Below are 24226 nucleotides of genomic sequence, written 5' to 3' on the forward strand. Positions count from 1 at the left end.
TCTCGTGGGTGCGCCTTAGTATCACCTGATGCCCACGGCAGCCGAACCGTTTACGATCCAGGGCCCCGGCGGCGTGCAGATCGTCGCCGACCGCCTCGGGGATCCGCAGGCGCGCGCCGTGGTGTTCTTGCACGGCGGCGGACAGACCCGAAGGTCCTGGGGGAAGGCGGCGGCCGCCGTCGCCGAGCGTGGCTGGCAGGCCGTCACCGTGGACCTGCGCGGGCACGGCGAATCGGACTGGTCGGGCGACGGCGATTACCGCGTCGTCAGTTTCGCCGCCGACGTCCAAGAAGTGTTGCGCACGCTGCCCCCGCAACCGGTGTTGGTCGGTGCCTCGCTGGGCGGTTTCACGTCCATGCTGCTCGCCGGGGAGCTGTCCCCGGGCATCGCCAGTGCGGTCGTGTTGGTGGACATCGTGCCCAACATGGACCAGTCGGGCGCGAATCGGATCCATGCTTTCATGGCCGATCGGGTGGAGTCGGGTTTCGGCTCACTCGACGAGGTCGCCGACGCGATCGCCGAATACAACCCGCACCGGCCGCGGCCGACCGACCTGGAAGGTCTGACCACCAACCTGCGTCGCCGCGGCGATCGGTGGTACTGGCATTGGGATCCGCAATTCATCAGCGGCACTGCGGCTTTCCCTCCTTTTGAGGTCACCGATCCCGACCGGATGCACGCCGCCGTCGAGGCGATCCTGCGCGGCGGGGTGCCCATGCTGCTGGTCCGCGGCCAGATGAGCGACCTGGTCAGCAAGGAGCGCGCCGACGAATTCCTCGCGCGTTTCCCGCAGGTCGAATTCACCGATGTTCGTGGCGCCGGGCACATGGTGGCCGGTGACCGCAACGACATCTTCGCCGGCGCTGTGCTGGACTTCCTTGCGCGGCACGTCGGGTGAACCACGTGCCCGGAATGGACTGGTCGCCACCTCATTTCAGGTCGGCAGTGCTGCTAGTATCTGCCGGGCGCAAGCGGAGGGGGACGGCGTGACCATACGGTGGTTGCGGGGGTTGGGGTTCTTGGGGGCGGTGATGGTGGCCGCGACGGCGGTGGCGAAAACCGCTCTGGCAGCGCCGCCTCCGGCTCTGCCGTCGCCCCCGCCCTCGCCGGGCATCGGCGTCGATCACGAATCCGGCAGGTGCACAGCAGGATTCGCGGCGCAGGGCTCCGACGGCAGTTACTACCTGATGACCAGCGGGCACTGCGACTCGCACGACGGCACCGAATGGACGTACGGCAACGACGCCCCGCTCGGCAGGATCTCCGCCAGCGAGCACGACGGCGATAAGCGAGACGCCGCGATCATCCGCCTGGAGCCCAGTGTCGGCATGCCGGTGGGTGACGTTGGCGGCAGGTATCAGGTCCGGGATGTGTTGAGCCGCCAACAGATTCAGGTCGGTATGCCGTTCTGCAAGATCGGTGCCGTCACCGGCGAGACGTGCGGCGTCGTCAAAGGCATCAATGGTGACGTCGTCGAAGCCAGCGTGTTCAGCCTCGACGGCGACAGCGGCAGTCCCGGCTTCGTGATGAACCCGGACGGCACCGTCAGCGCGGTCGGCCTGTTGATGTCATCGCCCGACGGCGATGACTACACCACCTACTTCATGCTCATCAATCCACTGCTGGGCAAGTGGGGCCTGCATGTGCTTCCGTGAGAGGCGCGCACGGTCGGTGACCAGGCCGACCCGGGCACGTAACGTAGCGTTTGCAATTCTCGGGTACCGGGTATCAGGTGGACCGGCCGGAACGCGTCGGCTCGCAGGCGCCGGGCAGTTCACCAGTGTTGACGCGGCCAAGCAAGAGGCAGCGGAACCAGCGACACGAAGGGAAGCAGTAGTGAAGCGTGGGATCGTGGTCGGCGTAGCCGGGGTGGCCCTGGTGGTCGCGGCCAGCGCCGGATGTTCGAGCAACAAGTCCAGTACCGGGTCATCGGGTTCGTCGTCAGCCGCGGCGGCCGCGGCGGGTCCGGTGCTCACCGTCGACGGGCAGAATCAAAACATCAGCGGGCAGGTCACCTGCAACGCCGCGGGTGACAACATCACCATCGGCATCGGTGACCCGACCGCCGGCCTCGGTGCCGTGGTCAGCAACGGCAATCCGCCGCTGGTGCACTCCGTCGGGTTGGGCACCGTCAACGGCGTCGCGCTCGGCTTCTCCGATGCCGCGCCCAACCAAAGCGGCAGTGCCGGAGCCGCGGTCAAGGGCAAGGACTGGGCGATCAAGGGCACCGCTACCGGTACCGACATGAGCAACCCGCAGCAACCGCAGCAGGTAACCAAGCCATTCGAGTTGGATCTCACCTGCCCGTAGTGCAGGCCGACAACTCCCAAGAGGGGACGCAGCTATGTCTATGAAACGTGTGGTCAGCGCCGCCGCGTTGGCCGCTGGCCTCAGTATTTCCGCGGCGACCCTGAACGCAGGGTCGGCCTACTCCGCTCCGCTCGACCCGCCGCCCCCGTGCCCGAACTGCCACGGCGGTGGCGGCGGCGGGGGCAACCCCGGCGGGCCGGGCGGCCAGCCAGGTGGTCAGCCCGGCGGCGGTAATACTCCGCCGGCGCAGGGTGGCCAGACCAACCCGCCCCAGGGCGGGCACAACAGTCCGCCGGCGCAGGGTGGGCAGACCAACCCCCCGCAGGGCGGGCACAACAGTCCGCCGGCGCAGGGTGGGCAGACCAACCCGCCGCAGGGCGGCCAGACCAATCCCCCGCAGGGCGGCGAGAACGGCCCGCAGCCCAACCAGCACGGGCAGTATCCGGCCCAGACGGGTCAGAACAACCCGCCGAATGAGCACGGGCAGTACCCGCAACAGACCGGGCAGAACAACCCGCCCAACGAGCATGGCCAAAACCCGCCGGCCCAGGGCGGACAGCCCAATGCTCCGGTGAACCAGAACCCGCCGCCGAACAACAGGCCGCGGTACGAGGCGCTGAATCCGCCGGCCACGCAGCCGCCGCACCCGCCGTACATTCCGCGCCACGACGTGGTCACCGCCAACGCGCAGATCGGTGGCCCCGGCGGTCCGGATGTCCAATTCAGCATCCCGGGTCGCGGGGCGCCCCCGCCGCCGCGCCAGCACGGCTACGGGTGGAACGACGGCCCGGCCCCGGGCCACCCGCCGCCACATTGGGAGGGCCCGCCGCCCCCGGGGGGCTGGGACGGTCCGCCGCCTCCGGGGGGCTGGAACCGGCCGTGGGACGGTCCGCCGCGTGATTGGGATGCGGGGCGGCGCGACTTCGGGCCCTTCAACTACAACACCTTCACCGTCGTCCCCGTCTTCAACTGGCAGTACGGCGGTTGGGGTTACTGGTTCTTCGGTGTGTGGGTGCCGCTGTACTGATCGTTGATCCGGTGTCAGCGGGCGCAGCCGTTCTTCGGCGCGCCCGCTGACGCGTCCCCGGGGCGTTCTCTCGACCCTGCGGCGGGGTCGCCGGCATGGCAGGCTCCGGGAATGGACGTGAGAGAGAACGTTCGCCGAGCCATCGACGTGATGACGGCTTGGTCGTCCGACGGCGGCCCTGACTTCACCTGGAGCCGGCTGGTCGAGAACGTGCTCGACGAGCCCGACGGCGACCTGATGCTGCTGATGGGCTTCGTCAATCTCGCGGGCGAGCTCGGGATCAGACTCGAGAAGGCCACCGGTCAAGACGTGCGATCGCACCTACAGGACATCGCCCGCAAGTACGTCTGAGCGCGCATCCCCGCCTACTGCGGGTGCGCCGCCACGTACGCGGCGGCCGGGACCGGTGACCCCTCGTCGTAACCGATGGGCAGCAGCACGTCGCCCGCCGTCGTCAGGCAGTAGACGTCCCACCGGTAGTAGGCGGCGAACGTCGCGGGATCGGCGGCAATCAGCGCGGCGTACTGGTCGACGGCGCGCACGTATTCGCCGGCGTGGTTGTAGCCGTAGATGGCGTGATCACGATCGTTGGCGAAGCCGTTGGCGGCCAAAAAGCGGCCCGCCGCCAGGATGCTGTCGTGGGGTGAGTGGATGTCGCCGCCCTGGCCGTAGCCGGCGAACGTCGAGGGCAGGAACTGCATGGGTCCCTGGGCGCCGGCGGTGCTCGCGCCGACGATGCTGCCGAAGCGGCTTTCGACGAAGTTGATCGCGGCGAGATAGTTCCAGCTGACGCCGGATTCCGCCTCCGCCTGGTGGTAGTAGTTCAGCAGCTCGTCGGCCGGCGCCGGCGGCTCGATTCGCCATGCCGGCAGGGTTTCTCGCACCGGGGTCAGCGCGGTGAGTTGGCGGCGGGCGTCGACGTTGCGGTCGTAGACATCGACCAGTTCCGGCGGGATGCGCGGGCGCGTGGTGGCGTCCCATTCGGGGTGGCGGCCGATGGCGCGGTAGGCCGCCTGCTCGCGATGCGCCGCCGCCGTCAGCGCAGGCTCGGCTGTCCCCGGATCACGCAGTGCTCGCTCGTCGGCGACGAGGTCGTCGGCCAGCTGCGCGGGGTCCGACGCCAGTCGCGGCTGCGCGCCACCGGGCGTTCCCGCGTCGGCGGGCATCATGCGTGTCGTCGACGCCGGCGCCGCGGCGACGCGTGCGGACGTGGTCGGGCCGGTCGCCGCCGTGGGATGCGCCGCCGAACACCCGACGAGCGCGAACACGATCGCGCCGACGACGAGTGGTGCGGCGCGCCGGTCACGGCTCACGGTGATCACGTCCGTCCATTGCCTCGAATCCCCCGGCTCCGGTTGGTTGGCTCATCGCGAGTGTGTCGCATCGGACCGGGTTAGTTCAATGTGGTGACGGTCTTTTGTCCGCCGGTAGTTGTGACAATCGCGCGGTGCTCTCAAACTGATTGATATGCGCGACCGCGAGAAGATCGACTCGGAATTGCGGCTCATCGCGCTGCGGCGCCAGGCGATCCGCGAGCAGGGCGGCCGGCCATCGTCCCTAGAGGCCGATGCGCTGCTCGACGAGATCTTGGCCCACGGCGCGGGGTCGTCCGAGCCCGGCGCGTTCGCGGACTGGGAAACCGAAGTTATGGCCGCCGACTTTCCGCGCGACGGGAAGACACGCGTGCTCGCGTCTCGGCGACGGAAGGTCGCCGCGCTGCGCCGGTTGGGTTTGTTCGCGGCGTTACCGCTGTCTCTGGTGGCCGTGGTCTCCGCGGTGGTGGTGATGTTCGCGCTCCACCGCCAGGATTCGTCGGCACTGCCGCAGGACGACCCGCCGTCGGCAGCGCCCTCCGCACCGGTCGTGCCGAAGGCGTCCGCTCCGCCAGTCAATGTCGCCGACTCGGCGTTCGTCGTGGCGTTGAAGCGGGAGGGCGTGCCGGTCCCCAGTCAGGAATACGTGACGAACCAGGGGCACGCGGTCTGCGAATTCCTGGCGCACCAGCCGAACTTCGCCGATGCGGTCGGGTTCGTGCAGCGCAACTCGATCTGGGACGCGGATCAAAGCGCGAAGGTCACCGCGGGCGCCATCATGTCGTACTGTCCCCAGTCCCGACCCACAGGTTCGGATCCGACGCAGCCGGATTATCAGAAATCGTTGTCAGATTTGCAGGACATCGAACGGAACCTGCAAGGCATCCAAGGGAAACTGCACGACATACAGGGTGGGCTGGACGCCATCCCGGGCCACCCGTAATCCGGGTGGGCGCGTCTTGCTCGCCCGAAGGCGGTGGCCTGCAACCGTAGGGAAATTGTGGGCAATTTGTGGGCACCACCCGATCGCAGGTACAGCCAAATGCTCTCCGACTGTGGCTCGGCCAATCGGCGGCCTGAACGGTAACGTCGACTTTGTGCAGCGAGTGCTGGATATCGACCTCGACTTCTTCGTGACGCCGCTGTCCACTGGCAGCGATTGATCACGTGAAGACGATGACTGTGGCCGATGAGTCGGAGAGGCTGGGCAAATGACGGACACAGGCCTGGCGACGCTTGCCTTGCTCTGCCCACGGGGGCATGTTGCGGCCACGCTGATCAAGCAAGCAGCGCATCAGCCAACCGAAATCTCACGGCCCGAAGCGGCACGGGAGCGCTGGCCGAGGGAGCGCGACGACGACTACACGCGAATGCACTGCCAGGAGTGCAACCCTCCCGAGTGGCTCGCCGGATCAACCGCAGCCATCCGGGAGAAGGTTGACCAGCTGATCAGCGACGAGTCGGAGTTTCAGGGGAGCTTCACGCTGTCGTTCTCCTGACTGGTGTAGCAGCCGAGTGGCCACATCAATCGTGATCCCTTCAGAATGCTCGGACTCCAGGCCTAAACTTTTTTGCCATGGCACCCGAACCAGAGGCACTCCCCGATTTCTCGCCGTTCCACAAGATGAGAGAGATCGAGCTCGACCCTGAATCCGTCGTGGGCAAGGAGCTCCGCGACCGGTTCTCCCAGTTCGATCAGTCCTTTACCGGAAAGAACCCGCTCTGGGCCGCTGTCGTGAAACTCATCGGCCTCACTGCCATGTGCGCCAAGGGTGTCATCGACCTGGAAAAAGAGGTAATCGAGCTGAGGCGCGAAGTGAGATCCCGCCGCGCCACATGATCGTTGGCAGGCGAGCCGCCGCGCTGGACGGTTGCCTCGAAGATCACGCGTAGCGGCTGGGGTCCGTTAGTTGTGCGGGGTCCACTGCTTTTCCGTCGTTACAGCGCCCGCTCGGTGGTGCTTCGGCGTAACCTCGGCGATGGGGCGCGGTCCTCCTGGGCCCAGAAGGGCGCACAAGATTATGGCCAACAAGCTGACGCCGCACTTCGCGGATGTGCAGGCGCACTACGACTTGTCCGACGACTTCTTTCGCCTGTTTCTGGACCCGACTCAGACCTACAGTTGCGCGTTCTTCGAACGCGGCGACATGACGCTGGAAGAGGCGCAGATCGCCAAGATCGACCTGGCGCTTGGCAAGCTGGGCCTGCAGCCGGGCATGACGCTGCTCGATATCGGCTGCGGCTGGGGCGCGACCATGCGGCGGGCGATCGACACGTACGACGTGAACGTCGTCGGCCTGACGTTGTCGAAAAACCAGACCGCCCATGTACAGAGTTTGTTCGACGAGATTGACAGCCCCCGCAGCAAGCGGGTGTTACTGAACGGCTGGGAACAGTTCGACGAGCCCGTCGACCGCATCGTGTCGATCGGTGCGTTCGAGCACTTCGGCCCTGACCGGTATGACGACTTCTTCTCGCTGGCCCATAATATTCTGCCCACTGACGGCGGCGTGATGCTGCTGCACACCATCACCAGCTTGACGGCACAGCAAATGTTCGATCGCGGCTTGCCGATTACAGCCGAGCTCGTCGGGTTCTTCAAGTTCCTCTTGACCGAGATCTTCCCGGGCGGCGCGACGCCGTCGATCGAAATGGTGGAGGAGCATTCTGCGAAAGCGGGTTTCACGTTGACTCGCCGCCAGTCGCTGCAGCCTCATTACGCCAGGACTCTCGACCTATGGGCAGAGGCGCTCGAGGCGCACAAGGACGAGGCGATCGCGATTCAGTCCCACGAGATGTACGAGCGCTACATGAAGTACCTGACCGGCTGCGCCGATTTGTTCCGGATCGGCTACATCGACGTCAACCAGTTCACCCTGGAGAAGTAGGGATTGCCCGAGGCCGAAGCGCGTGAGCTGGCCGGCTAGATCGGGCTGACCGTTACGACGAAAAGACGTCACTCGTCTGTCTTAGGGCCCACCTAGCGGCGGCGCATGTCCGTTGCATCGGATCTTCTTGTGAATTAACCGAATATCGCAACCTGTTTGCGTAATGAGAACTTACGAAAATAGGTCGGGGTGTTCGGCGATGTAGTGGGCCACCGTCGATGCTGGCTGCCCGGTGACCGTCTCGACGTCGTCGGTGGCGCGGTCATAGCGTCCGGCGCGGTGGAGCAGCGCCATGGTGGCCAGATGCTGTTCGAGGTGTGCGGGCAGACCGAGCGGCCTGAGCACCTCCTGCACCCAGAGGTCATGAGCAATGTCAGTGCCCTGTATCGGTCGGCCAATTCCGAGGGTGTATTCGGCTGCCAGCCCATCGATGTCGAGGCTGACCGGGCCGGTCAATTCGTAGATATCGCCGATGCGCTTCGTGGGATCGACGAGCACGGCTGCCACCGTGCGGGCCACATCGCTCGTGGCAATTGGGGACGTCCGGCCACTTCCGAATGGCAACGCCAAGAGGTTTCGCTGGCGCACAGCCGGAGCGGCGAGCCAAGTGAATATCGGATTGTCGAGGAAAGCGGTCGGCCTGATGTGCACGACTGGTACACCCGACCAGTTCAGGACGTGCTCGGCCAGGTAGTGCAGGCGATGTTGGTGGGACTCGTCTTTACTTGTCAGCGTCATCTGGGAAACGGTCATCTGAGACATGTTTACGAGCACCTCAAGGCCGCTGTATTCTCTTGCGGCAGCACAGATCACAGCAGTTGCCTTCAAATAGTCTGAAGAGACGCTCATGGAAAAGAACATCCGATCAACGCCGGCCATCGCATGAACGACGTCTTGCGGCTCGGTCAGGTCTCCAACAACGACCTGCGCGCCGATTGTGCGCAGCTGGTCAGCCCTGGCGTCGTCGTGGTGGACCATTGCGCGCACCTGATGCCCACCCTGGCGCAGTAGCTCTACCACCTGTCGGCTCACCCCGCCGGTACCGCCGCCGGCACCGGTGATCAGGTAAGCGGGTGCACCCATGGCGACTCCTTAAGGGCCATCATTTCGACGAAGGCGCCTAGGCGCGGCTGGCAAACGCCTGTACCGCGCCTGCCAGTACAAACAGCGGCACAGAACGAGAGCCCCCTGTCAGGATTGAACTGACGACCGCTCGCTTACAAGGCGAGTGCTCTACCACTGAGCTAAGGAGGCGGGGTAAACCGGACCCAGCCTAATCGGTCAGTCGCCGGTGTCGATCACGCGCGCTGAGCGCACCGCCCGCGACGACGGACGCCGTCGCCCCGGCAGCGGAATCCGGTCGGCGATGCTGCTCAGCGGGTTGACCACCATGGTGAGCGCGATGACGGCGTCTTGCAGCGTGGCGATGGCGGGCTCGAGCGCCTCCATCCCGGGCGTGAGCCGGGCCAGGGTGTCGGCGACATCGGCGAGCTGATCCAGCGGCCCGTGCTTGGCCGTCAGCTTGTCGACGAGGCCGCCCTCGGCCAGCAGCCGGTCGGCCAGCCCGTCCTCGGCCAGCAGCCGCTCGATCAGACCCTCCTCGGCGACCAGCTGATCGGCCAGCCCGCCGGGCTGCAGCGTGCGGTGCAGGGCGCCGCCCTCGACGGTCAGCCGGTCCAGCAAGCCGCCTTCCGCCGTCAGCATGTCGACCACCCCGCCCGGGCGCAGCAGCCGGTCGATGGGCCCGTCCGCCGCTATGGCCCGGCCCAGTGGGGCGTCGTCGTCGAGCAGCCTGGCCAGCCGGTTGGCACGGACGATCGCGTCGTCGATCCCCAGCATGGACGTCATGGCAGTGGTGCCGCCGGCACCTCCCTCACCCAGCGCCCGCTTCGCGACGCCGACGGCCGCGCTCGCGACGCCCAAACCCGCATCCGCGGCGGCCAGCCCCACCCGGGCGGGCGCGGTCGCAGCCGACACGATGTTTCTGGCGAGGTTCATCCCACGAGTCTATTCGCGACGCCGGCCGGGAAAGGGCTTTACGTCCCAAGGCAATGCGATGATCCTGGCAGACTACTATCAGGCCGTTGGCACTGAGCTTTCAGCAAGCACACAACCTTCACATAGCAAACGTTCAAGCAAGGAACATGAGATCTGATGACATCGACAACCCCCAATGACACGAAACCGGAGGCCCGCGTCCTCGTCGTCGATGACGAAGCCAACATCGTCGAGCTGCTCTCGGTAAGTCTGAAATTTCAGGGTTTCGAGGTCCATACGGCGACCAACGGCGCACAAGCCCTGGATCGGGCGCGGGAGGCCCGGCCCGACGCGGTGATCCTCGACGTGATGATGCCGGGCATGGACGGGTTCGGAGTGCTGCGCCGGCTGCGCGCCGACGGCATCGATGCCCCCGCACTGTTCTTGACCGCGCGGGATTCCTTGCAGGACAAGATCGCCGGCCTGACGCTGGGCGGCGACGACTATGTGACGAAGCCGTTCAGCCTCGAAGAGGTCGTCGCCCGGCTGCGGGTCATCCTGCGCCGCGCCGGCAAAGGCGGCGCCGAACCGCGCAGCGCGCGGCTCACTTTCGCCGACATCGAGCTCGACGAGGAAACCCACGAAGTGTGGAAGGCAGGTCAGCCGGTATCGCTGTCGCCGACCGAATTCACGCTGCTGCGTTATTTTGTGATCAATGCCGGCACGGTGTTGAGCAAGCCGAAGATCCTCGACCACGTGTGGCGCTACGACTTCGGAGGTGACGTCAATGTCGTCGAGTCCTATGTGTCATACCTGCGCCGCAAGATCGACACCGGGGAAAAGCGGCTGCTACACACCCTGCGCGGAGTGGGTTATGTATTGCGGGAACCGCGCTGAGCCGGTGGGCAGAAGTAGATAAATGGACATCAAGCCTCGACGTGGACTGCCCCTTCGGATAGGGCTCGTCGCCGCAACCCTGGCCCTGGTCGCCTGCGGCCTCGCCGTGTCGGGCATCGCGGTCACGTCGATCCTGCAGCACAGCCTTGTCAGCCGCATCGACTCCACACTGCTCGACGCGTCCCGCGGTTGGGCGCAGGCCCCGCGGCGGCAGTCGGCGCCGCCCTACGAGGGGCCCGACCCGGGCCGTCCGCCGTCGAAGTTCTATGTGCGCGGCGTCGGCATCGACGGCACCCCGTTCACCGCCATCAACGACCGCAATGCCGAACCGGCGTTACCGGCGGACAACGACGTGGGCCCCAACCCGACGACGCTGCCCTCGGTGCACGGTTCGGACATTCAGTGGCGGGCCGTATCGGTGCACGGTCCGCACGGGCTGACCACGGTCGCGGTCGACCTGTCCGACGTTCAGCACACGGTCAGCTCGCTGGTCTGGTTGCAGATGGGCATCGGGGTGGCGGTGCTGGCGGTGGTCGGGATCGCCAGCTTCGCGGTGGTGCAGCGCAGCCTGCGGCCCCTGGTCGAGGTCGAGCGGACGGCCGCGGCGATCGCCTCCGGTCAGCTGGATCGCCGTGTGCCAGAACGAGATCCGCGAACCGAGGTGGGCCGACTATCCCAGGCGCTCAACGGGATGCTTGCGCAGATTCAGCAGGCGCTGGCGTCCTCGGAGTCCTCCGCGGAGAAGGCCCGCGGCTCCGAGGACCGGATGCGCCGGTTCATCACCGACGCCAGCCACGAACTGCGTACCCCGCTGACCACCATCCGCGGCTTCGCGGAGCTGTACCGGCAGGGCGCCGCCCGCGACGTCGCGATGCTGTTGTCGCGCATCGAGAGCGAGGCGTCCCGGATGGGCCTACTGGTCGACGACTTGCTGCTGCTGGCCCGCCTCGACGTCCAACGACCCCTCGAACACCATCGGGTGGACCTGCTGGCGCTGGCCAGCGACGCCGTGCACGACGGACGGGCGATGGACCCCAGGCGCACCATCACCATGGAGGTCCTGGATGGTCCCGGCACCCCGGAGGTGCTCGGTGATGAGGCGCGGATCCGCCAGGTGTTGAGCAACCTGGTCGTCAACGCCCTGCAGCACACCCCGGAAAGCGCGGACGTCACCGTGCGGGTCGGCACGGACGGCGACGACGCGGTGCTCGAAGTGGCGGACCAGGGTCCCGGCATGAATCAGCAGGACGCGTCGCGCGTCTTCGAGCGGTTCTATCGCACCGACTCGTCGCGGGCGCGGGCCAGCGGCGGTACCGGACTGGGGCTATCGATCGTCGAGTCGTTGGTGCGTGCGCACGGCGGTGCCGTCAGCGTGACCACCGCGCTCGGCCAGGGCTGTCGCTTCCGGGTGACGCTGCCACGCATCAGCGACGTGTCCGCAGCCGAGCCGGTTCACGCCAACTGAGCCAGCGCCGCCTTGATCTTGGCCTGCGCCTCGTCCAGCGATTCCGGCGACGGGTTGCGGTCGACGTTGGCGAAGCCGAAGTCGCTGAGGCTGCGGGTGGGGAAGACGTGCACGTGCAGGTGCGGCACCTCGAGCCCGGCGATGATCACGCCGGACCGCTCGGTTCGGAACGCCTTGCACACCGCCTTGCCGATCAACTGGCTCACTTCCATGACCCGGGCGAAGGCCGCACCGTCCACGTCCTGCCAGTTGTCGATTTCGGCGCGGGGCACGACGAGCGTGTGCCCCTGTGTCATGGGCTCGATCGTCAGGAACGCGACGACGTCGTCGTCCTCGTAGACGAAACGGCCGGGAAGTTCACGGTTGATGATCTTGGTGAAGATCGACGCCATGGCCCCAGCATAGGTGCGTCCAAATTGCGGTAGCGGCTGTGGTCGCCCTCGCACCACGAGCCGCAAAGCAATCTCGGCGACGTACCGATGAGTTCGGCCACTGTCTCGGGTCAATCCTGCGACGCCCCACAACGCGGATGGATTCAGGAGATCTCACCATGTCACGAGTGCGTGTGCACAACTTTTCGGTTTCCCTCGACGGCTTCGGTACGGGTATCGGCCAAAGCATGGATGCGCCGTTCGGGCACGCCGGCGGACGGCTACACGAGTGGTTTTTCGCGACACGGGCCTTCCGCGCAATGCACGGCGAGTCGGGCGGGTCCACCGGCATCGACGACGCCTTGGCCAGCCAATGGGCGCCGGGCATCGGCGCCGAAATCATGGGACGCAACAAGTTCGGGCCGCAGCGCGGACCATGGACCCGTGACGCGAGCGGTGAAGAATGGAAAGGCTGGTGGGGAGAAGAGCCGCCCTTTCACACCCCGGTCTTCGTGCTCACCCACCACCCCCGGCCCTCGATCGAGATGGAAGGTGGCACCACTTTCCACTTCATCGACGCAAGTCCCATCGAATCACTCCAGATTGCACGAAAAGCCGTTGGCAACAGCGATATTCGCCTCGGTGGGGGACCGTCGAGCGTCCGCCAATTCCTTGCCGCGGACCTCGTCGACCATCTGCACATCGCGGTGGTGCCGATCATCTTGGGGCGCGGGGAGCCGGTGTGGGAGGGGCTGGAGCGCCTTGAACAGCGATTCGACACGGTGGAGTCGGTGAGCAGCCCCAGCGGCGTGGCGCATCTGATCTTCACGCGCCGCTAGGAAGATCGCCGTTGGTCCAAGGCCGCCTCAGTCCTCCTTGCCGAACTCCATCACGTCGAGGTTCCAGTACCCGCGCATGTTGGTGATCAGGCCGGCTTCGTCGACCTTGTAGGTGAACACACCGCGCACCTTGCTGGTGACTCCGCCTTCAAACCTGCTCTGCAGCACCAGAATATGAGCGATCTCGTCGGGCGAACTCGACGGGAAGGTCTCCTCGCACGTGATGGTCAGTTGATTCTGCGCGATGTTGTTGTCGAAGAATTCGCCGACGGCTGCCTTGCCGCGCACCCCGGTGCCGTCGGGGTTGGTGACGGATTTGCCGATGGGGTCCTCGATGACGACGTCGTCGGTCATCAGCGCGAGCCAGCCCTCGCGGTCCTTGCCCTGTGCGCAACGCCAGGACGATTGCGACGCCGTCAGTGCGGGGGATTGGGCGGTTTGGGTCATCGTTGTTTCTCCTGTCACTAGATAGCGCACGCGGCGCGCGCGCCTTCCTCGGTGGCTTTGCGGATCAGGCCGAGTCCGGTGCAGTCGCCGGCGGCGTGCACCTCGGCGCCCGGCAGGGCGTCGACGATCGCATCGAACAGGGCGGTGTCGGGCTCGACAGTGCCGGCCAACACGACGCTGTCGGCGGATAGCCGCCGGGTGGTTCCGGCCGCGGGGGTGAACTCCACCGCATCGGCGGTGATGTGTTCGGTGGACGCGCGGACGTGTACGGTGACGCCCAGCCGGTCGAGACGGTCCATGTGTTCGGTCCTGCGCTTGTTGCCCACTTCGGGCGCGATGTCCTTGCCGGCTTCGAGTATGGTCACCAACCGGCCCCGGCCGGCAAGGAATTCGGCGAATTCGAGGGCCACCAGGTCGCCGCCGACGATGACGACGCGGTGTCCTATCGGCATCCAGGCCCGGCTGGCGAACCGGATCGCGGCTGGCCGCAACAGCCGCTGCGGCCAGCCGGACAACGCCGAGGCGCCGATGCGCTGCCAGGCCGGGGCGCCGGATTGCGCACGGCCACCGAGTAACTCACGTAGCCCGGGCCCGGTGTGCACGTGCGCGCGATCGGCGCCGGGAATCGGGGGCACGACGACGCGGCCGCCGGTGGCCACCACCACGGCGTCCGGTGCGGCCGCGACGATGTCGCGCACCGAGGCCGGGTGGCCCAGTCGCACTTCGGTGGTGCCCGCCTTGAGCTCGTCGCACAGATAGCGCAGAAACGGCTGGTTCTCCGGGTGCAGCACCGACGCCCAGCGCAACGCCCCGCCCAGCTGCGCGCCGCGCTCGAACAGCGTGACCTGGTGGCCGCGTTCGGCGGCGACGCGTGCGGCCTCCAGCCCCGCCGGTCCGCCGCCGATAACCATCACCCGTTTCGCGCGGTCGGTGCGGGCCGCGGACAGCTGACGCTCTTTGCCGGTGCGCGGATTGACCGCGCAGTCGACGGAGAAGCGCTGTTCCATTGCGTCGATGCAGTTTTCACACGAGATGCACTTACGGACCCGGTGCGCCTCGCCGGATGCAATCTTGCGCGGCAGGTCGGGGTCGGCCAGCAGCGGACGGCCCATGGCGATGAAGTCCGCCCGGCCGTCGGCCAGGATCCGTTCGGCCCGGGCCGGGTCGTGGATGCGGCCGACGGCGATCACCGGCACATCGACCACCTGCTTGACCGCGGCCGCGGCCCCGACGTTGAGTTCGTCGCCGTCGTCGGCGCCGTTGACCATGCCGGTGACCAGCCGATCGATCACCCCGCCGCTGACGTGGAAGGCGTCGACGCCGGCGGCGACGAGTTCGGGTGCCAGCCTGGCGGTTTCGTAGATGGCCCGGCCGCCGGCGACGCGTTCGTACCCGGAGATGCGCAGTGTGATCGGCAGGGCATCGCCGATCTCGGAGCGGATCGCGGCCAGCGTCTCGAGCACCACCCGCACCCGGCCGCGCGCCGAGTCGCCGCGATAGTCGTCGGTGCGCCGATTGCGTTGCGGGGCAAGGAAGGAGCCCAGCAGCATATAGCCGTGCGCGGCGTGCAGCTCGATGCCGTCGTAGCCGGCCTCGACGGCACGCCGGGCCGCGGCCTTGAACAGACCGAACACCTCGGTCAGCTGCTGCGCGCTGATCTCGACCGACGGCCGCCCGGTGAGGTAGGAGGGAATCACCGAGGGCCCCAACGATTCGACTCCGAAGATCTCGGGCCCCAGGCCGTCGGGCCCCGCATGCACGATCTGGGGCTGGATCTTGGCGCCGTGCTCGTGCACCACCTCCACCAGCGCCCGGTGCGCGCTCACCGCGTCGTCGGTACTCAGGTGCAGGCCGCCCGGTGTCTCGGGGTGATGGTGGTCAACCCCGGTGGCGCCCAACGTGATCAGCCCGACCCCGCCACGGGCGCGTGCCGCGAAGTAGTCGCGGGTGCGCTCCGACGGCAGCCCGCCCGGCGTGCCGTACATCGTCTCCATCGGAGACATGACCAGGCGGTTGCGCACGCTCATGGCGCCGATTCGTCCCGGCGCCATGAGGTGGCCGAAGCCGGTCACTGAGCGGACGCGGCTGATAAGTGGTTACCGGTCGGCGTCGGTGAACCGGATGACGCCGCGAATGTTCTTGCCGTCCAGCATGTCCTGGTAGCCGTCGTTGATCTGCTCCAGCTTGTACTGGCGGGTGATCATGTCGTCCAGGTTCAGCTTGCCGGCCTTGTACATCGACAGCAGTTGCGGGATGTCGTACTGCGGGTTGCCGCCACCGAAGATGGTGCCCTGCAGGTTCTTCTGCATCAGCGTCAGCATCGCCAGGTTCAGGTTGACGTTGGTGTCCAGCAGGCTACCGATGGCGGTCAGCACGCAGGTGCCGCCCTTTTGGGTGATGTTCAGGTAGCTGTCGACGTCGGCGCCCTGCAGCTCGCCCACGGTGACCACGACCTTGTGGGCCATCAGGCCGTAGGTGACCTCGGCCATGCCCGCCATCGCGGCGAAGATGTCCGGGTAGACGTGGGTGGCGCCGAACTTGAGGGCCTGGTCGCGCTTCCACTCGATCGGGTCGATCGCGAAGATGTAGCGGGCGCCGGCGTTGACGGCTCCCTGCAGCGCTGCCATGCCGACCCCGCCGACTCCGACGATGGCGACGTCCTGGCCCGGGCGGACGTCAGCGGTGCGGACCGACGAGCCGTAGCCCGTGGTGACGCCGCAGCCGACCAGCGCGGCGACCTCGAACGGGACGGACGGGTCGATCTTCACCACGGAGCTGCGGTGCACGACCATGTACGGGGAGAACGTGCCCAGCAGGGTCATGGGGTAGACGTTCTGCCCCTTGGCCTGGATGCGGAAGGTGCCGTCTGACACCGCGGCGCCGCCTAGCAGGCCCGCGCCCAGGTCGCACAGGTTGCGCATGCCCGCCTGACAGGTCGGACACTGCCCACACGACGGGATGAACGACAGCACGACGTGGTCACCCGGGGCGATGTCTTCGACGCCCGGACCGACCTCGGTGACGATGCCCGCGCCCTCGTGGCCGCCCAGCACCGGGAATCCGGCCATCGGGATACCCCCGGTGACCAGGTGATGGTCGGAGTGGCACATGCCCGCCGCTTCCATCTGGATCTTGACCTCATGCGCTTGCGGGTCGCCGATCTCGATTTCCTCGATAGACCACGGCTGGTTGAACTCCCAGATCAGTGCGCCTTTTGTCTTCACGATGGTCCTGACCCCATTTCGCCTTTGAATTGATCAGCGCTGACCGGCCCCTTTATGCCGGCCAGCTAGGTGACGGGTGCCACAGGCACCCTTGTCGCGTCAGCATAGCGCGTGCAACAAATCAAATGCTTGGTTGGCTCCCGCTGTCACCAGATGGGGACGGGGGCCTCGCCAAGCGGGTAGTAACCGGGCAGCTTTTCGCCGGCGATGCTGCGCTCGATCCGCCTCTGCATGCCCTCGCTCAGGTCGCCGGACTCGATGAGCTTGCCGAACATGGACGCGACGTGGCCGAAGTCGAAGAAGTCGCGCTGCCATTCGATCCGCTGGTCGCCGTTGAGCCGGAACCAGCTGCCGCCGATGCCGTAGATCTCGTCCTGGGTGCCGTCGGTCTTGTTGACGATCTGCTTCCAGAAGCCGACGATCTCGCCCTGCTTCTCGTCGATGAGCACCTTCTGGTACTCGTACACCCAGTTCTCCAGGCCCTCCATCTCCAGGCCCAGGGCGACGTCGCGGATTTCGTCGACGCCGACGCACATCACGTCTTCCTTGGGGCCGATGTTCCAGCCGTAGGTGGCGTCTTGGGTGTAGAAGTCCGCCAACGGTCGCCAGTCGCCGGCCTTCTCGCAGTCCTTGTTGGCCTGCAGCCAGCGGTCGACCCATGCCTCGAGATCTTCGCGCGAGTGTGACGCCATTGTCATCAGTCTTCTTTCTCTTTGATGAAAAGTGCTTGCGTTGGGCACATATCGACCGCGCGCTCAATTTCGTCGCGGGCGTCTTCGGGCGGTTCGGCGTCGAGGATCTCGACCTTGCCCCGCTTGGGCACCCGGAAGTAGTCGGGCGCCTCCAATTCGCACATGGCGTGGCCCTGACACAAATCCAGATCCGCTTCGATTCTGAATCGGCCCATCGGACTTACTCCTTACGCGCTGCGCTTGCGGTAGCGGACCTTGGCCGGCCGGGCCAGCTGCACCACCATCTTGGAGTGGTCGTTGTGATAGCTGTCCGCAGGCTGCGCCATCTCGAACTCGTACTCGCGCAACAGGACCGAGAAGATCGCCTTGATCTGCATCTGGGCGAACGCGGCGCCGACGCAGCGGTGCCGGCCCGCGCCGAACGGAATCCAGGTCCACCGGTTGACGATGTCGGCCTGCTCGGGCTTGTTGTAGCGGTCCGGTTTGAACGCATCCGGGTCGGGAAAGTCCCCGGGAATCCGGTTCGAGATCGCCGGGGAGGCCGCGACGAAATCACCGGCGTGGATCGGGAAGCCCTCCACCTCGAACTCGCCCTGGGCCACCCGCATCAGGATGATCAGCGGCGGGTGCAGCCGCAGCGTCTCCTTGACCACGTTGTCCAGCTTCGGAATCGACCGCAGCGCATGGAAACTCACCTCCTGGCCGTCGGCGTAGAGCTCCTCGAGCTCGGCCAGCACCTCGGCGTACACGTCGGGGTGGCGGATCAACTCGATCAGGGTCCACGCTGAGGTCCCCGAACTGGTGTGGTGCCCGGCGAACATCAGCGAGATGAACATCCCGGTGACCTCGTCGGCCGAGAAGCGCGGCTGGCCATCTTCGTCCTTGATCGAGACGAGCACGTCGAGCATGTCACGGTCGGCCTTGTCCTTCGGCGGGTGGGCCAGCCGCTGGTTCATGATTTCCTGCACCAGCGCAACGAGTTTGACGCGGGCCTCGTCGCGACGCTGAAAGCTCTCGATCGGCAGGTAGGGGTCCACGTAACACAGCGGGTCGGTGCCGCGTTCCAGCTCGTGGTAGTACTCCGCGAACCGGTGGTCGAGCTGGTTGCGGAATTTCACGCCGATCAGGCACGCCGTCGAGGTGTAGATGGTCAGCTCGGAGAAGAAGTCGAGCAGCTCGATCTCACCCTCGTCGCCCCAGTCGGCGATCATCCCCTTCACCTGAGCCTCGATGGTCGCGGCGTGGCCCTTCATCTGCTCGCCGCGCAGCGCCGAGTTGTGCAGCATCTCCTTGCGCCGCTCCGGGCTGGCATCGAACACCACACCCTTACCGAAGATCGGCGCCATGAATGGGTACGCCGCAGCCTGGTCCAAGTCCTCGTCGGCGGACCGGAAGAAGAACTCGTTGGCACCGGCGCCGGAGAGCAGGATGACGTGCTTGTCGACCAGCTGGAACCAGCCGACGTCACCGCACTCGTCACGGACTCGCTTCATCAAACCGATTGGGTCGGTACGGAATTCCTCGAGGTGGCCGTGCTCTTGTTCGCCGCCGGAAACCCGCGGCACGATAGCGGTGGTCACTGTCCTGGCATCCCCTCTTCGCCGAGTGCGAGTTTCTGGCGATTTTTGTCGTCGGCCAACGGGGCTTCGGGCTGAAGCTCCATGTTCGCGATGAAGCCACCGCGCGGTGTCTCGGCGACGAACGTGATGGCGCGTCCCAAATCCGCCGCGCGCAGGAAGTAGTCGTGGCGGGCCTGGCCCCACTTGGCCCAGTCCTCGAGGGCGGGGCCGATCTTCTCCGCCGGCAGGCTCCAGCCCATCGACGTCTTCGTCGGGCCGGGATGCACGATCGAGGCCCGCACGCCGGTGCCCTCGAGTTCCATCTGGAAGTTGGTGACCATTGCGACGAGCGCGGCCTTGGCCGCGCCGTAGGCGCCCATGTGTGGGCGCTGCCGCAGGGCCACATCGGAACCCACGAAGATCAGGTCGCCGCGTTGCCGGTCGAGCATGCCGGGCAGCACCGCGGTGGCCAGCCGGTTGGCGCCGACCAGGTGGATCTGCAGCTGCGACTCGAACTCGTCGGTGGTGATCTCGGCGAGCTTGCCGAAGTAGGTGTCACCGGCACCGGCCACCAGCACCTCGATGTCGCCGAGCGCCTCAGTCGACTGTGCGACAAAGGATTTCACCGAGTTCGGATCGGTGACGTCCAGGTGGAATCCGACCGCCTCGCCGCCATCGGCGTTGATCTTGCCGACGATGTCGTCGAGCTTCTCGACCCGGCGCGCACCCAGGGCGACCGGGAAACCGTGCGCCGCGAGTTCGATGGCGGTTGCCTCTCCGATGCCGGAGGACGCACCGGCCACGATGGCGGGTCGGCGTTCGGGCAAGGGTTCAAACCGGGGCATTCAGCGGACCTCCACGCTCATCGGTAGGTGAGCGAATCCGCGGACATTGCTCGAGTGGACGCGGACGGCGTTGGCCTCGTCCACCTCGTAGCCGCGGATTCGCTTGAACAACTCGGTGAGCGCAACCCGGGCTTCCATCCGCGCCAGATGCGCGCCCAGGCAGAAGTGTGCGCCGCTACCGAAACTCAATAGTTTGGGCCCGATTTCGCGCCCGATCAGGTAGTCGTCGGGGTTGTCGAAGACCCGCTCATCGCGATGCCCGGACCCGGGCAACAGCAGCAGCACATCGCCCTCGGGAATGGTGGTGTCGTAGAGGGTGAGCTCGCCGGACACGGTGCGGGCCAGGATCTGGCTGGAAGTGTCGTAGCGCAGGGTCTCCTCGACCCACAGCGGCACCCGCGACAGGTCCTCGTAGACCGGCGTCAGTTGATCCGGGTTCTGGTGACCCCAAAATGCGGCATTGGCAAGCAGTTTGGTGGTGGTCTCGTTGCCGGCGATCACCATCAGGAACATGAAGCCGAGCACCTCGTCGTCGGTGAGCCGGTCACCGTCGATCTCGGCCTCCAGCAACGCCGAGGTCAGATCGTCGGTCAGCTTCTCGCGCCGCTCGGCCACCATGCCCTGGTAGTAGACGATCAGGTTGAGGGAGGCCTCCACCGCCTCGGGCGGCACGTCGTTGACACCTTCCGCGCGGTGCATCACCCCGTCGGCCCAGGCTCGCACCTGATCCCGATCTGGCTCGGGGACGCCCATCAATTCGGAGATGACGTCCATCGGCAGCTTGCCGGCGAACTCGTCGACGTAGTCGACCGCACCGTCCTTGGCCTTGGCCAGCATGGTGTCGAGATGCTGTGTCGCGATCTCGGTGACGCGGGGCTCTAGTTCGCGAATCCGGCGCGGGGTGAAGCCTTTCGAGACCAGCGTCCGCAGCCGCAGGTGGGCGGGATCGTCCATCGCCAGGAACGACATCGTTTTGCTGGCGTGCGGGCCTCGTGACGCCGGGTCCAGCGAGACGCCGTACTTGTTGGAAAGCGTTGTGCTGTTGCGGAATCCCTGTAGCACGTCCTGGTGCCGCGACAGCGCCCAGAATTTCAGCTCGTCATTGCGATACAGCGGGGCCTCGTCGCGCAGCCGCTTGTAGTAGGGGTACGGATCTTCGTGGAAGTCGTAGTCGTAGGGATCGAGGACCAGCTCGTGGTCGCCCACATGGACGGTCATTTAAGTTCTTGTCTCCTGGCTTGTGTTCCGGGGGCCGGGCAGGATCAGGCTCACTACATAGGCCAATTGGTCGGCGATCTGGTGATAGGTGACCTGGCCGCTGGCGGCCTGCACCAATGCGCCGAAGAACATCATCTCGAGCGCGGCCACCGTGTTCGGGTCGGCGCCGGGCCCGATCGCCGTCGCGATGCGCCGGTGGATCTCCGCCCCGATGCGGTCGCGGACGGCACCTACCGCGGGATCGGTGCCACCACCGAGCAGTGCCGTCGTGCACGCGGCGCCCACCTCCGGCTCGTCGGCGACCACCAGCGCCAGGTGGCGCAACACCTTGTCCACTCGGACCGGCATCGGGTCGTTGACGTCGGTGAAGAACGGAACCTGCCGCACCAAGTCCAGGTAGACCTCGGCGATCAGGTGGTTCTTCGACGAGAAGTAGGTGTACGCGGTGGCCGGGGCGACTTTGGCGCGGGCGGCGACCGCGCGCACGGTCAGGTCGGCGTAGGACTTCTCCCGCAAGGTCTCGATACCGGCCACCAGTACCTTGCGGAAGGTCTCCTCCTGGCGACGGTTGCGCGCCGGCTGACCGGTCTGGCGGTCGCCGTCGGATGTGATCGTCACCAGTGCGTCGCTGGACACATGTCCAAGCTAGTGGACCGAGACGGCATGAAGCAAGCCCGCAGCACAAATATGCTGTTTAATCGCCATTTATCGGAGTGTTTTGCGCAACGTTCGAGATCGGCTCTTGCACCGTCGGCGACCTGGCGACTATGGTTCGATCGGACGATATCGGACAACTGTCCACCAGATTGGCGTGCCGGGTTTGCCGCGCACAGACGGGAGCGGGACATGGCCTTGTTGGCCGACGGCGTGAGTGAACTCTTCATCGACGGCAAGCTGTCGCCCGGCAGCGCCGGCAACTTCCCCACGGTGAACCCGGCGACCGAAGAGGTGCTGGGCGTCGCCGCCAACGCCGACGCCACCGACATGGACCGTGCCATCGACGCCGCGCGACGCGCCTTCGACGAGACGGACTGGTCCCGCAACACCGAATTGCGGGTGCGTTGCATACGACAGCTGCGTGACGCGATGCGCGAGCACATCGAAGAACTGCGCGACATCACCATCGCCGAGGTCGGCGCCCCCCGGATGCTCACCTCGGCCGCCCAGTTGGAGGGACCGGTCGGGGACCTGAGCTTTGCGGCCGACACCGCCGAGTCATACGAGTGGAACTCCGACCTCGGCCAGGCATCGCCGATGGGCATCCCGACCCGGCGCACGATCGCGCGGGAAGCCGTCGGTGTCGTCGGCGCCATCACCCCGTGGAACTTCCCGCACCAGATCAACCTCGCAAAACTGGGTCCCGCGCTGGCCGCCGGCAACACCGTGGTGCTCAAGCCCGCACCGGACACCCCCTGGTGTGCCGCCGTGCTCGGCGAAATCATCGCCGAACACACCGACTTCCCGCCCGGCGTCGTCAACATCATCACGTCGAACGACCACCGGGTAGGGGCGCTGCTCTCGAAAGACCCTCGGGTGGACATGGTTTCGTTCACCGGGTCGACCGCGACCGGCCGCAGCGTGATGGGCGATGCCGCCGCGACCATCAAGCGGGTGTTCCTGGAGCTCGGCGGCAAGTCCGCGTTCGTCGTTCTCGACGATGCCGACCTGGGCGGGGCGTGTTCGATGTCGGCGTTCACCGCGGCCATGCACGCTGGACAGGGCTGTGCCATCACGACCCGGCTGGTGGTGCCGCGGGCCCGCTACGATGAGGCCGTCGCCATCGCTGCGGGCACCATGGGCTCGATCAAGCCCGGCGACCCCGACGACTCCGGAACGGTGTGTGGGCCAGTCATTTCCGCCCGGCAACGCGAGCGGGTGCAGAGCTACCTCGATCTGGCGATCGCCGAGGGCGGGACGTTCGCCTGCGGCGGCGGCCGCCCGGCGGACCGGGACCGCGGGTTCTTCATCGAACCCACCGTGATCGCGGGCCTGACCAACGACGCGCGGCCCGCCCGGGAGGAGATCTTCGGGCCGGTGCTCACCGTGATCGCCTACGACGGCGAAGACGACGCGCTGCGCATCGCCAACGACTCGCCATATGGCTTGTCGGGCACCGTGTTCGGTGCCGACCCCGAGCGTGCGGCCAACTTCGCCGCGCGGATGCGCGTGGGCACCGTCAATGTCAACGGCGGTGTCTGGTACTCCGCCGACGCGCCGTTCGGCGGATACAAGCAATCCGGCAACGGACGCGAAATGGGCCTGGCCGGCTTCGAGGAGTACCTGGAAATCAAGACCATTGCCACAGCTGTGCAGTGACCGCGCCAAACAGGCGAGCGAGAGGAAAACATGCGATTCGAGAATAAAGTCGGCATCGTCACCGGTTCCGGTGGCGGCATCGGGCAGGCGTACGCCGAGGCGCTGGCCCGCGAGGGCGCGGCGGTGGTGGTCGCCGACATCAACGCCGAGGCCGCCGACGCGGTCGCCAAGCAGATCGTCGCCGACGGTGGAACCGCCATCAGCATCCCGGTCGATGTGTCCGACCCCGTGTCGGCCAAGGAGATGGCCGACCGCACGCTGGCCGAGTTCGGCGGCATCGACTACCTGGTCAACAATGCCGCGATCTTCGGCGGCATGAAGCTCGACTTCTTGCTCACCATCGACCCGGAGTACTACCGCAAGTTCATGAGCGTGAACCTGGACGGGGCGCTGTGGTGCACCCGTGCGGTGTACAAGAAGATGGCCAAGCGCGGCGGCGGAGCGATCGTCAACCAGTCGTCCACCGCCGCCTGGCTTTACGCGAACTACTACGCCCTGGCCAAGGTCGGGCTCAACGGCCTGACGCAACAACTCTCCCGCGAACTGGGTGGCCAGAATATCCGGATCAACGCGATCGCCCCCGGGCCCATCGACACCGAGGCCAACCGGACCACCACCCCCAAAGAGATGGTCGACGACATCGTCAAGGGTCTGCCGCTGTCGCGGATGGGAACCCCCGAGGATCTGGTCGGCATGTGCCTGTTCCTGCTCTCAGACGAGGCGTCGTGGATCACCGGACAGATCTTCAACGTTGACGGCGGGCAGATAATCCGATCATGAGTCGCGCCGACGACGATGCAGAGCGCAAGAGCGGTGTGGGGGCACGCCCCCACAAGTG

General features: G+C 66.5%; 26 protein-coding genes, 1 tRNA gene and 1 pseudogene. 14 read left to right on the top strand and 14 right to left on the bottom strand.

Annotated features, from left to right (window positions below; all coding sequences use genetic code 11):
* Positions 1–28 precede the first annotated feature (28 nt).
* From A5760_RS15480 to A5760_RS15500, 5 genes are all read left to right on the top strand, one after another.
* Entirely contained in the window at positions 29–898 is an 870-nt protein-coding gene (locus A5760_RS15480; RefSeq protein ID WP_196772099.1) for an alpha/beta fold hydrolase, read from the top strand.
* Between the two features lie 88 nt (positions 899–986).
* Positions 987–1655 (top strand): S1 family peptidase, encoded by a 669-nt coding sequence (locus A5760_RS15485; protein WP_064882244.1) that lies wholly within the window; start codon positions 987–989, stop codon positions 1653–1655.
* Positions 1656–1836: 181 nt separating this feature from the next.
* On the top strand, positions 1837–2310 hold the full coding sequence (locus A5760_RS15490) for a lipoprotein LpqH (protein ID WP_064882246.1): 474 nt from the start codon (positions 1837–1839) through the stop codon (positions 2308–2310).
* A 40-nt stretch (positions 2311–2350) separates the two neighbouring features.
* A complete protein-coding gene (locus A5760_RS15495) occupies positions 2351–3337 on the top strand; it encodes an MAP_0585 family protein (protein WP_064882248.1) in 987 nt (328 codons plus the stop codon).
* 111 nt (positions 3338–3448) lie between these two features.
* The gene (locus A5760_RS15500; RefSeq protein WP_064882251.1) at positions 3449–3688 is read left to right on the top strand and encodes a hypothetical protein; all 240 of its coding nucleotides are present in this window, start codon (positions 3449–3451) and stop codon (positions 3686–3688) included.
* Positions 3689–3702: 14 nt separating this feature from the next.
* On the opposite strand, the gene A5760_RS15505 is transcribed toward A5760_RS15500, so the two are convergent.
* Positions 3703–4650 (bottom strand): lytic transglycosylase domain-containing protein, encoded by a 948-nt coding sequence (locus A5760_RS15505; RefSeq protein WP_064882794.1) that lies wholly within the window; start codon positions 4648–4650, stop codon positions 3703–3705.
* 154 nt (positions 4651–4804) lie between these two features.
* Between A5760_RS15505 and A5760_RS15510 the strand changes: the two genes are divergently transcribed.
* The 4 genes from A5760_RS15510 (at position 4805) to mmaA2 (ending at position 7538) form a co-directional block, all read left to right on the top strand.
* A complete protein-coding gene (locus A5760_RS15510) occupies positions 4805–5593 on the top strand; it encodes a DUF732 domain-containing protein (RefSeq protein WP_064882252.1) in 789 nt (262 codons plus the stop codon).
* Positions 5594–5861: 268 nt separating this feature from the next.
* Entirely contained in the window at positions 5862–6149 is a 288-nt protein-coding gene (locus tag A5760_RS15515; protein ID WP_064882254.1) for a hypothetical protein, read from the top strand.
* Positions 6150–6226: 77 nt separating this feature from the next.
* A complete protein-coding gene (locus tag A5760_RS15520; RefSeq protein WP_064882257.1) occupies positions 6227–6490 on the top strand; it encodes a hypothetical protein in 264 nt (87 codons plus the stop codon).
* A 181-nt stretch (positions 6491–6671) separates the two neighbouring features.
* Positions 6672–7538, top strand: a complete 867-nt coding sequence (gene mmaA2 / locus A5760_RS15525; RefSeq protein WP_064882259.1) for a cyclopropane mycolic acid synthase MmaA2 — start codon at positions 6672–6674, stop codon at positions 7536–7538.
* Positions 7539–7709: 171 nt separating this feature from the next.
* On the opposite strand, the gene A5760_RS15530 is transcribed toward mmaA2, so the two are convergent.
* The 3 genes from A5760_RS15530 to A5760_RS15540 all read right to left on the bottom strand — a co-directional run bounded on the left by A5760_RS15530 (position 7710) and on the right by A5760_RS15540 (position 9536).
* Entirely contained in the window at positions 7710–8621 is a 912-nt protein-coding gene (locus A5760_RS15530; protein WP_064882261.1) for an NAD(P)H-binding protein, read from the bottom strand.
* 99 nt (positions 8622–8720) lie between these two features.
* Positions 8721–8792 (bottom strand) — tRNA-Thr (locus A5760_RS15535).
* A gap of 27 nt (positions 8793–8819) precedes the next feature.
* Positions 8820–9536, bottom strand: coding sequence for a hypothetical protein (locus tag A5760_RS15540; RefSeq protein WP_064882263.1), 717 nt, complete (start codon positions 9534–9536; stop codon positions 8820–8822).
* Between the two features lie 156 nt (positions 9537–9692).
* Between A5760_RS15540 and phoP the strand changes: the two genes are divergently transcribed.
* Entirely contained in the window at positions 9693–10412 is a 720-nt protein-coding gene (gene phoP, locus A5760_RS15545) for a two-component system response regulator PhoP (RefSeq protein WP_064882265.1), read from the top strand.
* 22 nt (positions 10413–10434) lie between these two features.
* Positions 10435–11893, top strand: a pseudogene (locus A5760_RS15550) (sensor histidine kinase).
* Here the strand turns inward: A5760_RS15550 and A5760_RS15555 are convergent.
* Entirely contained in the window at positions 11865–12269 is a 405-nt protein-coding gene (locus A5760_RS15555) for an HIT family protein (protein WP_064882271.1), read from the bottom strand. The pseudogene A5760_RS15550 and the gene A5760_RS15555 overlap by 29 nt on opposite strands.
* A 158-nt stretch (positions 12270–12427) precedes the next feature.
* Between A5760_RS15555 and A5760_RS15560 the strand changes: the two genes are divergently transcribed.
* Positions 12428–13087, top strand: coding sequence for a dihydrofolate reductase family protein (locus A5760_RS15560; protein WP_064882796.1), 660 nt, complete (start codon positions 12428–12430; stop codon positions 13085–13087).
* A 27-nt stretch (positions 13088–13114) separates the two neighbouring features.
* On the opposite strand, the gene A5760_RS15565 is transcribed toward A5760_RS15560, so the two are convergent.
* The 9 genes from A5760_RS15565 to A5760_RS15605 all read right to left on the bottom strand — a co-directional run bounded on the left by A5760_RS15565 (position 13115) and on the right by A5760_RS15605 (position 21708).
* Positions 13115–13534: a ketosteroid isomerase family protein gene (locus A5760_RS15565; protein ID WP_064882273.1), complete on the bottom strand. Its 420-nt coding sequence runs from the start codon at positions 13532–13534 to the stop codon at positions 13115–13117.
* Between the two features lie 17 nt (positions 13535–13551).
* On the bottom strand, positions 13552–15585 hold the full coding sequence (locus A5760_RS15570; protein ID WP_269199191.1) for an FAD-dependent oxidoreductase: 2034 nt from the start codon (positions 15583–15585) through the stop codon (positions 13552–13554).
* 45 nt (positions 15586–15630) lie between these two features.
* A complete protein-coding gene (locus tag A5760_RS15575; RefSeq protein ID WP_064882278.1) occupies positions 15631–16758 on the bottom strand; it encodes an NDMA-dependent alcohol dehydrogenase in 1128 nt (375 codons plus the stop codon).
* Positions 16759–16904: 146 nt separating this feature from the next.
* Positions 16905–17450, bottom strand: coding sequence for a nuclear transport factor 2 family protein (locus tag A5760_RS15580; RefSeq protein WP_419538251.1), 546 nt, complete (start codon positions 17448–17450; stop codon positions 16905–16907).
* A gap of 5 nt (positions 17451–17455) precedes the next feature.
* Positions 17456–17665, bottom strand: a complete 210-nt coding sequence (locus A5760_RS15585) for a ferredoxin (protein WP_064882283.1) — start codon at positions 17663–17665, stop codon at positions 17456–17458.
* 12 nt (positions 17666–17677) lie between these two features.
* Complete coding sequence (locus A5760_RS15590; RefSeq protein WP_064882285.1) at positions 17678–19030, bottom strand: cytochrome P450; 1353 nt, start codon at positions 19028–19030, stop codon at positions 17678–17680.
* Positions 19027–19854 (bottom strand): SDR family oxidoreductase, encoded by an 828-nt coding sequence (locus tag A5760_RS15595; protein ID WP_064882287.1) that lies wholly within the window; start codon positions 19852–19854, stop codon positions 19027–19029. Before A5760_RS15595 ends, A5760_RS15590 begins: the two co-directional genes overlap by 4 nt.
* Positions 19855–21072 carry a cytochrome P450 gene (locus A5760_RS15600; protein WP_064882289.1) on the bottom strand — a complete coding sequence of 406 codons (1218 nt, stop codon included), beginning with the start codon at positions 21070–21072 and terminating at the stop codon, positions 19855–19857.
* A complete protein-coding gene (locus A5760_RS15605) occupies positions 21073–21708 on the bottom strand; it encodes a TetR/AcrR family transcriptional regulator (protein ID WP_064882291.1) in 636 nt (211 codons plus the stop codon). It lies immediately after the preceding gene.
* A 210-nt stretch (positions 21709–21918) separates the two neighbouring features.
* Here A5760_RS15605 and A5760_RS15610 point away from each other — a divergent pair, with 210 nt between their 5' ends.
* The gene (locus tag A5760_RS15610) at positions 21919–23388 is read left to right on the top strand and encodes an aldehyde dehydrogenase (RefSeq protein WP_064882293.1); all 1470 of its coding nucleotides are present in this window, start codon (positions 21919–21921) and stop codon (positions 23386–23388) included.
* A gap of 30 nt (positions 23389–23418) precedes the next feature.
* Positions 23419–24168 (top strand): SDR family oxidoreductase, encoded by a 750-nt coding sequence (locus A5760_RS15615; protein ID WP_064882295.1) that lies wholly within the window; start codon positions 23419–23421, stop codon positions 24166–24168.
* The last annotated feature ends 58 nt before the right edge of the window (positions 24169–24226 follow it).

The organism is Mycobacterium colombiense (genome assembly GCF_001665835.1).
In the GTDB taxonomy this organism is placed as follows: domain Bacteria; phylum Actinomycetota; class Actinomycetes; order Mycobacteriales; family Mycobacteriaceae; genus Mycobacterium; species Mycobacterium colombiense_A.

Bases quoted from the DNA above. Each gene is read 5' to 3' on its own strand.
- A5760_RS15480 (WP_196772099.1), top strand. From the start codon at position 29: ATGCCCACGGCAGCCGAACCGTTTACGATCCAGGGCCCCGGCGGCGTG.
- A5760_RS15495 (WP_064882248.1), top strand. From the start codon at position 2,351: ATGAAACGTGTGGTCAGCGCCGCCGCGTTGGCCGCTGGCCTCAGTATT.
- A5760_RS15500 (WP_064882251.1), top strand. From the start codon at position 3,449: ATGGACGTGAGAGAGAACGTTCGCCGAGCCATCGACGTGATGACGGCT.
- A5760_RS15510 (WP_064882252.1), top strand. From the start codon at position 4,805: ATGCGCGACCGCGAGAAGATCGACTCGGAATTGCGGCTCATCGCGCTG.
- A5760_RS15515 (WP_064882254.1), top strand. From the start codon at position 5,862: ATGACGGACACAGGCCTGGCGACGCTTGCCTTGCTCTGCCCACGGGGG.
- A5760_RS15520 (WP_064882257.1), top strand. From the start codon at position 6,227: ATGGCACCCGAACCAGAGGCACTCCCCGATTTCTCGCCGTTCCACAAG.
- mmaA2 (WP_064882259.1), top strand. From the start codon at position 6,672: ATGGCCAACAAGCTGACGCCGCACTTCGCGGATGTGCAGGCGCACTAC.
- A5760_RS15530 (WP_064882261.1), bottom strand. From the start codon at position 8,621: ATGGGTGCACCCGCTTACCTGATCACCGGTGCCGGCGGCGGTACCGGC.
- A5760_RS15540 (WP_064882263.1), bottom strand. From the start codon at position 9,536: ATGAACCTCGCCAGAAACATCGTGTCGGCTGCGACCGCGCCCGCCCGG.
- phoP (WP_064882265.1), top strand. From the start codon at position 9,693: ATGACATCGACAACCCCCAATGACACGAAACCGGAGGCCCGCGTCCTC.
- A5760_RS15555 (WP_064882271.1), bottom strand. From the start codon at position 12,269: ATGGCGTCGATCTTCACCAAGATCATCAACCGTGAACTTCCCGGCCGT.
- A5760_RS15560 (WP_064882796.1), top strand. From the start codon at position 12,428: ATGTCACGAGTGCGTGTGCACAACTTTTCGGTTTCCCTCGACGGCTTC.
- A5760_RS15565 (WP_064882273.1), bottom strand. From the start codon at position 13,534: ATGACCCAAACCGCCCAATCCCCCGCACTGACGGCGTCGCAATCGTCC.
- A5760_RS15570 (WP_269199191.1), bottom strand. From the start codon at position 15,585: ATGGCGCCGGGACGAATCGGCGCCATGAGCGTGCGCAACCGCCTGGTC.
- A5760_RS15580 (WP_419538251.1), bottom strand. From the start codon at position 17,450: ATGGCGTCACACTCGCGCGAAGATCTCGAGGCATGGGTCGACCGCTGG.
- A5760_RS15585 (WP_064882283.1), bottom strand. From the start codon at position 17,665: ATGGGCCGATTCAGAATCGAAGCGGATCTGGATTTGTGTCAGGGCCAC.
- A5760_RS15595 (WP_064882287.1), bottom strand. From the start codon at position 19,854: ATGCCCCGGTTTGAACCCTTGCCCGAACGCCGACCCGCCATCGTGGCC.
- A5760_RS15600 (WP_064882289.1), bottom strand. From the start codon at position 21,072: ATGACCGTCCATGTGGGCGACCACGAGCTGGTCCTCGATCCCTACGAC.
- A5760_RS15610 (WP_064882293.1), top strand. From the start codon at position 21,919: ATGGCCTTGTTGGCCGACGGCGTGAGTGAACTCTTCATCGACGGCAAG.
- A5760_RS15615 (WP_064882295.1), top strand. From the start codon at position 23,419: ATGCGATTCGAGAATAAAGTCGGCATCGTCACCGGTTCCGGTGGCGGC.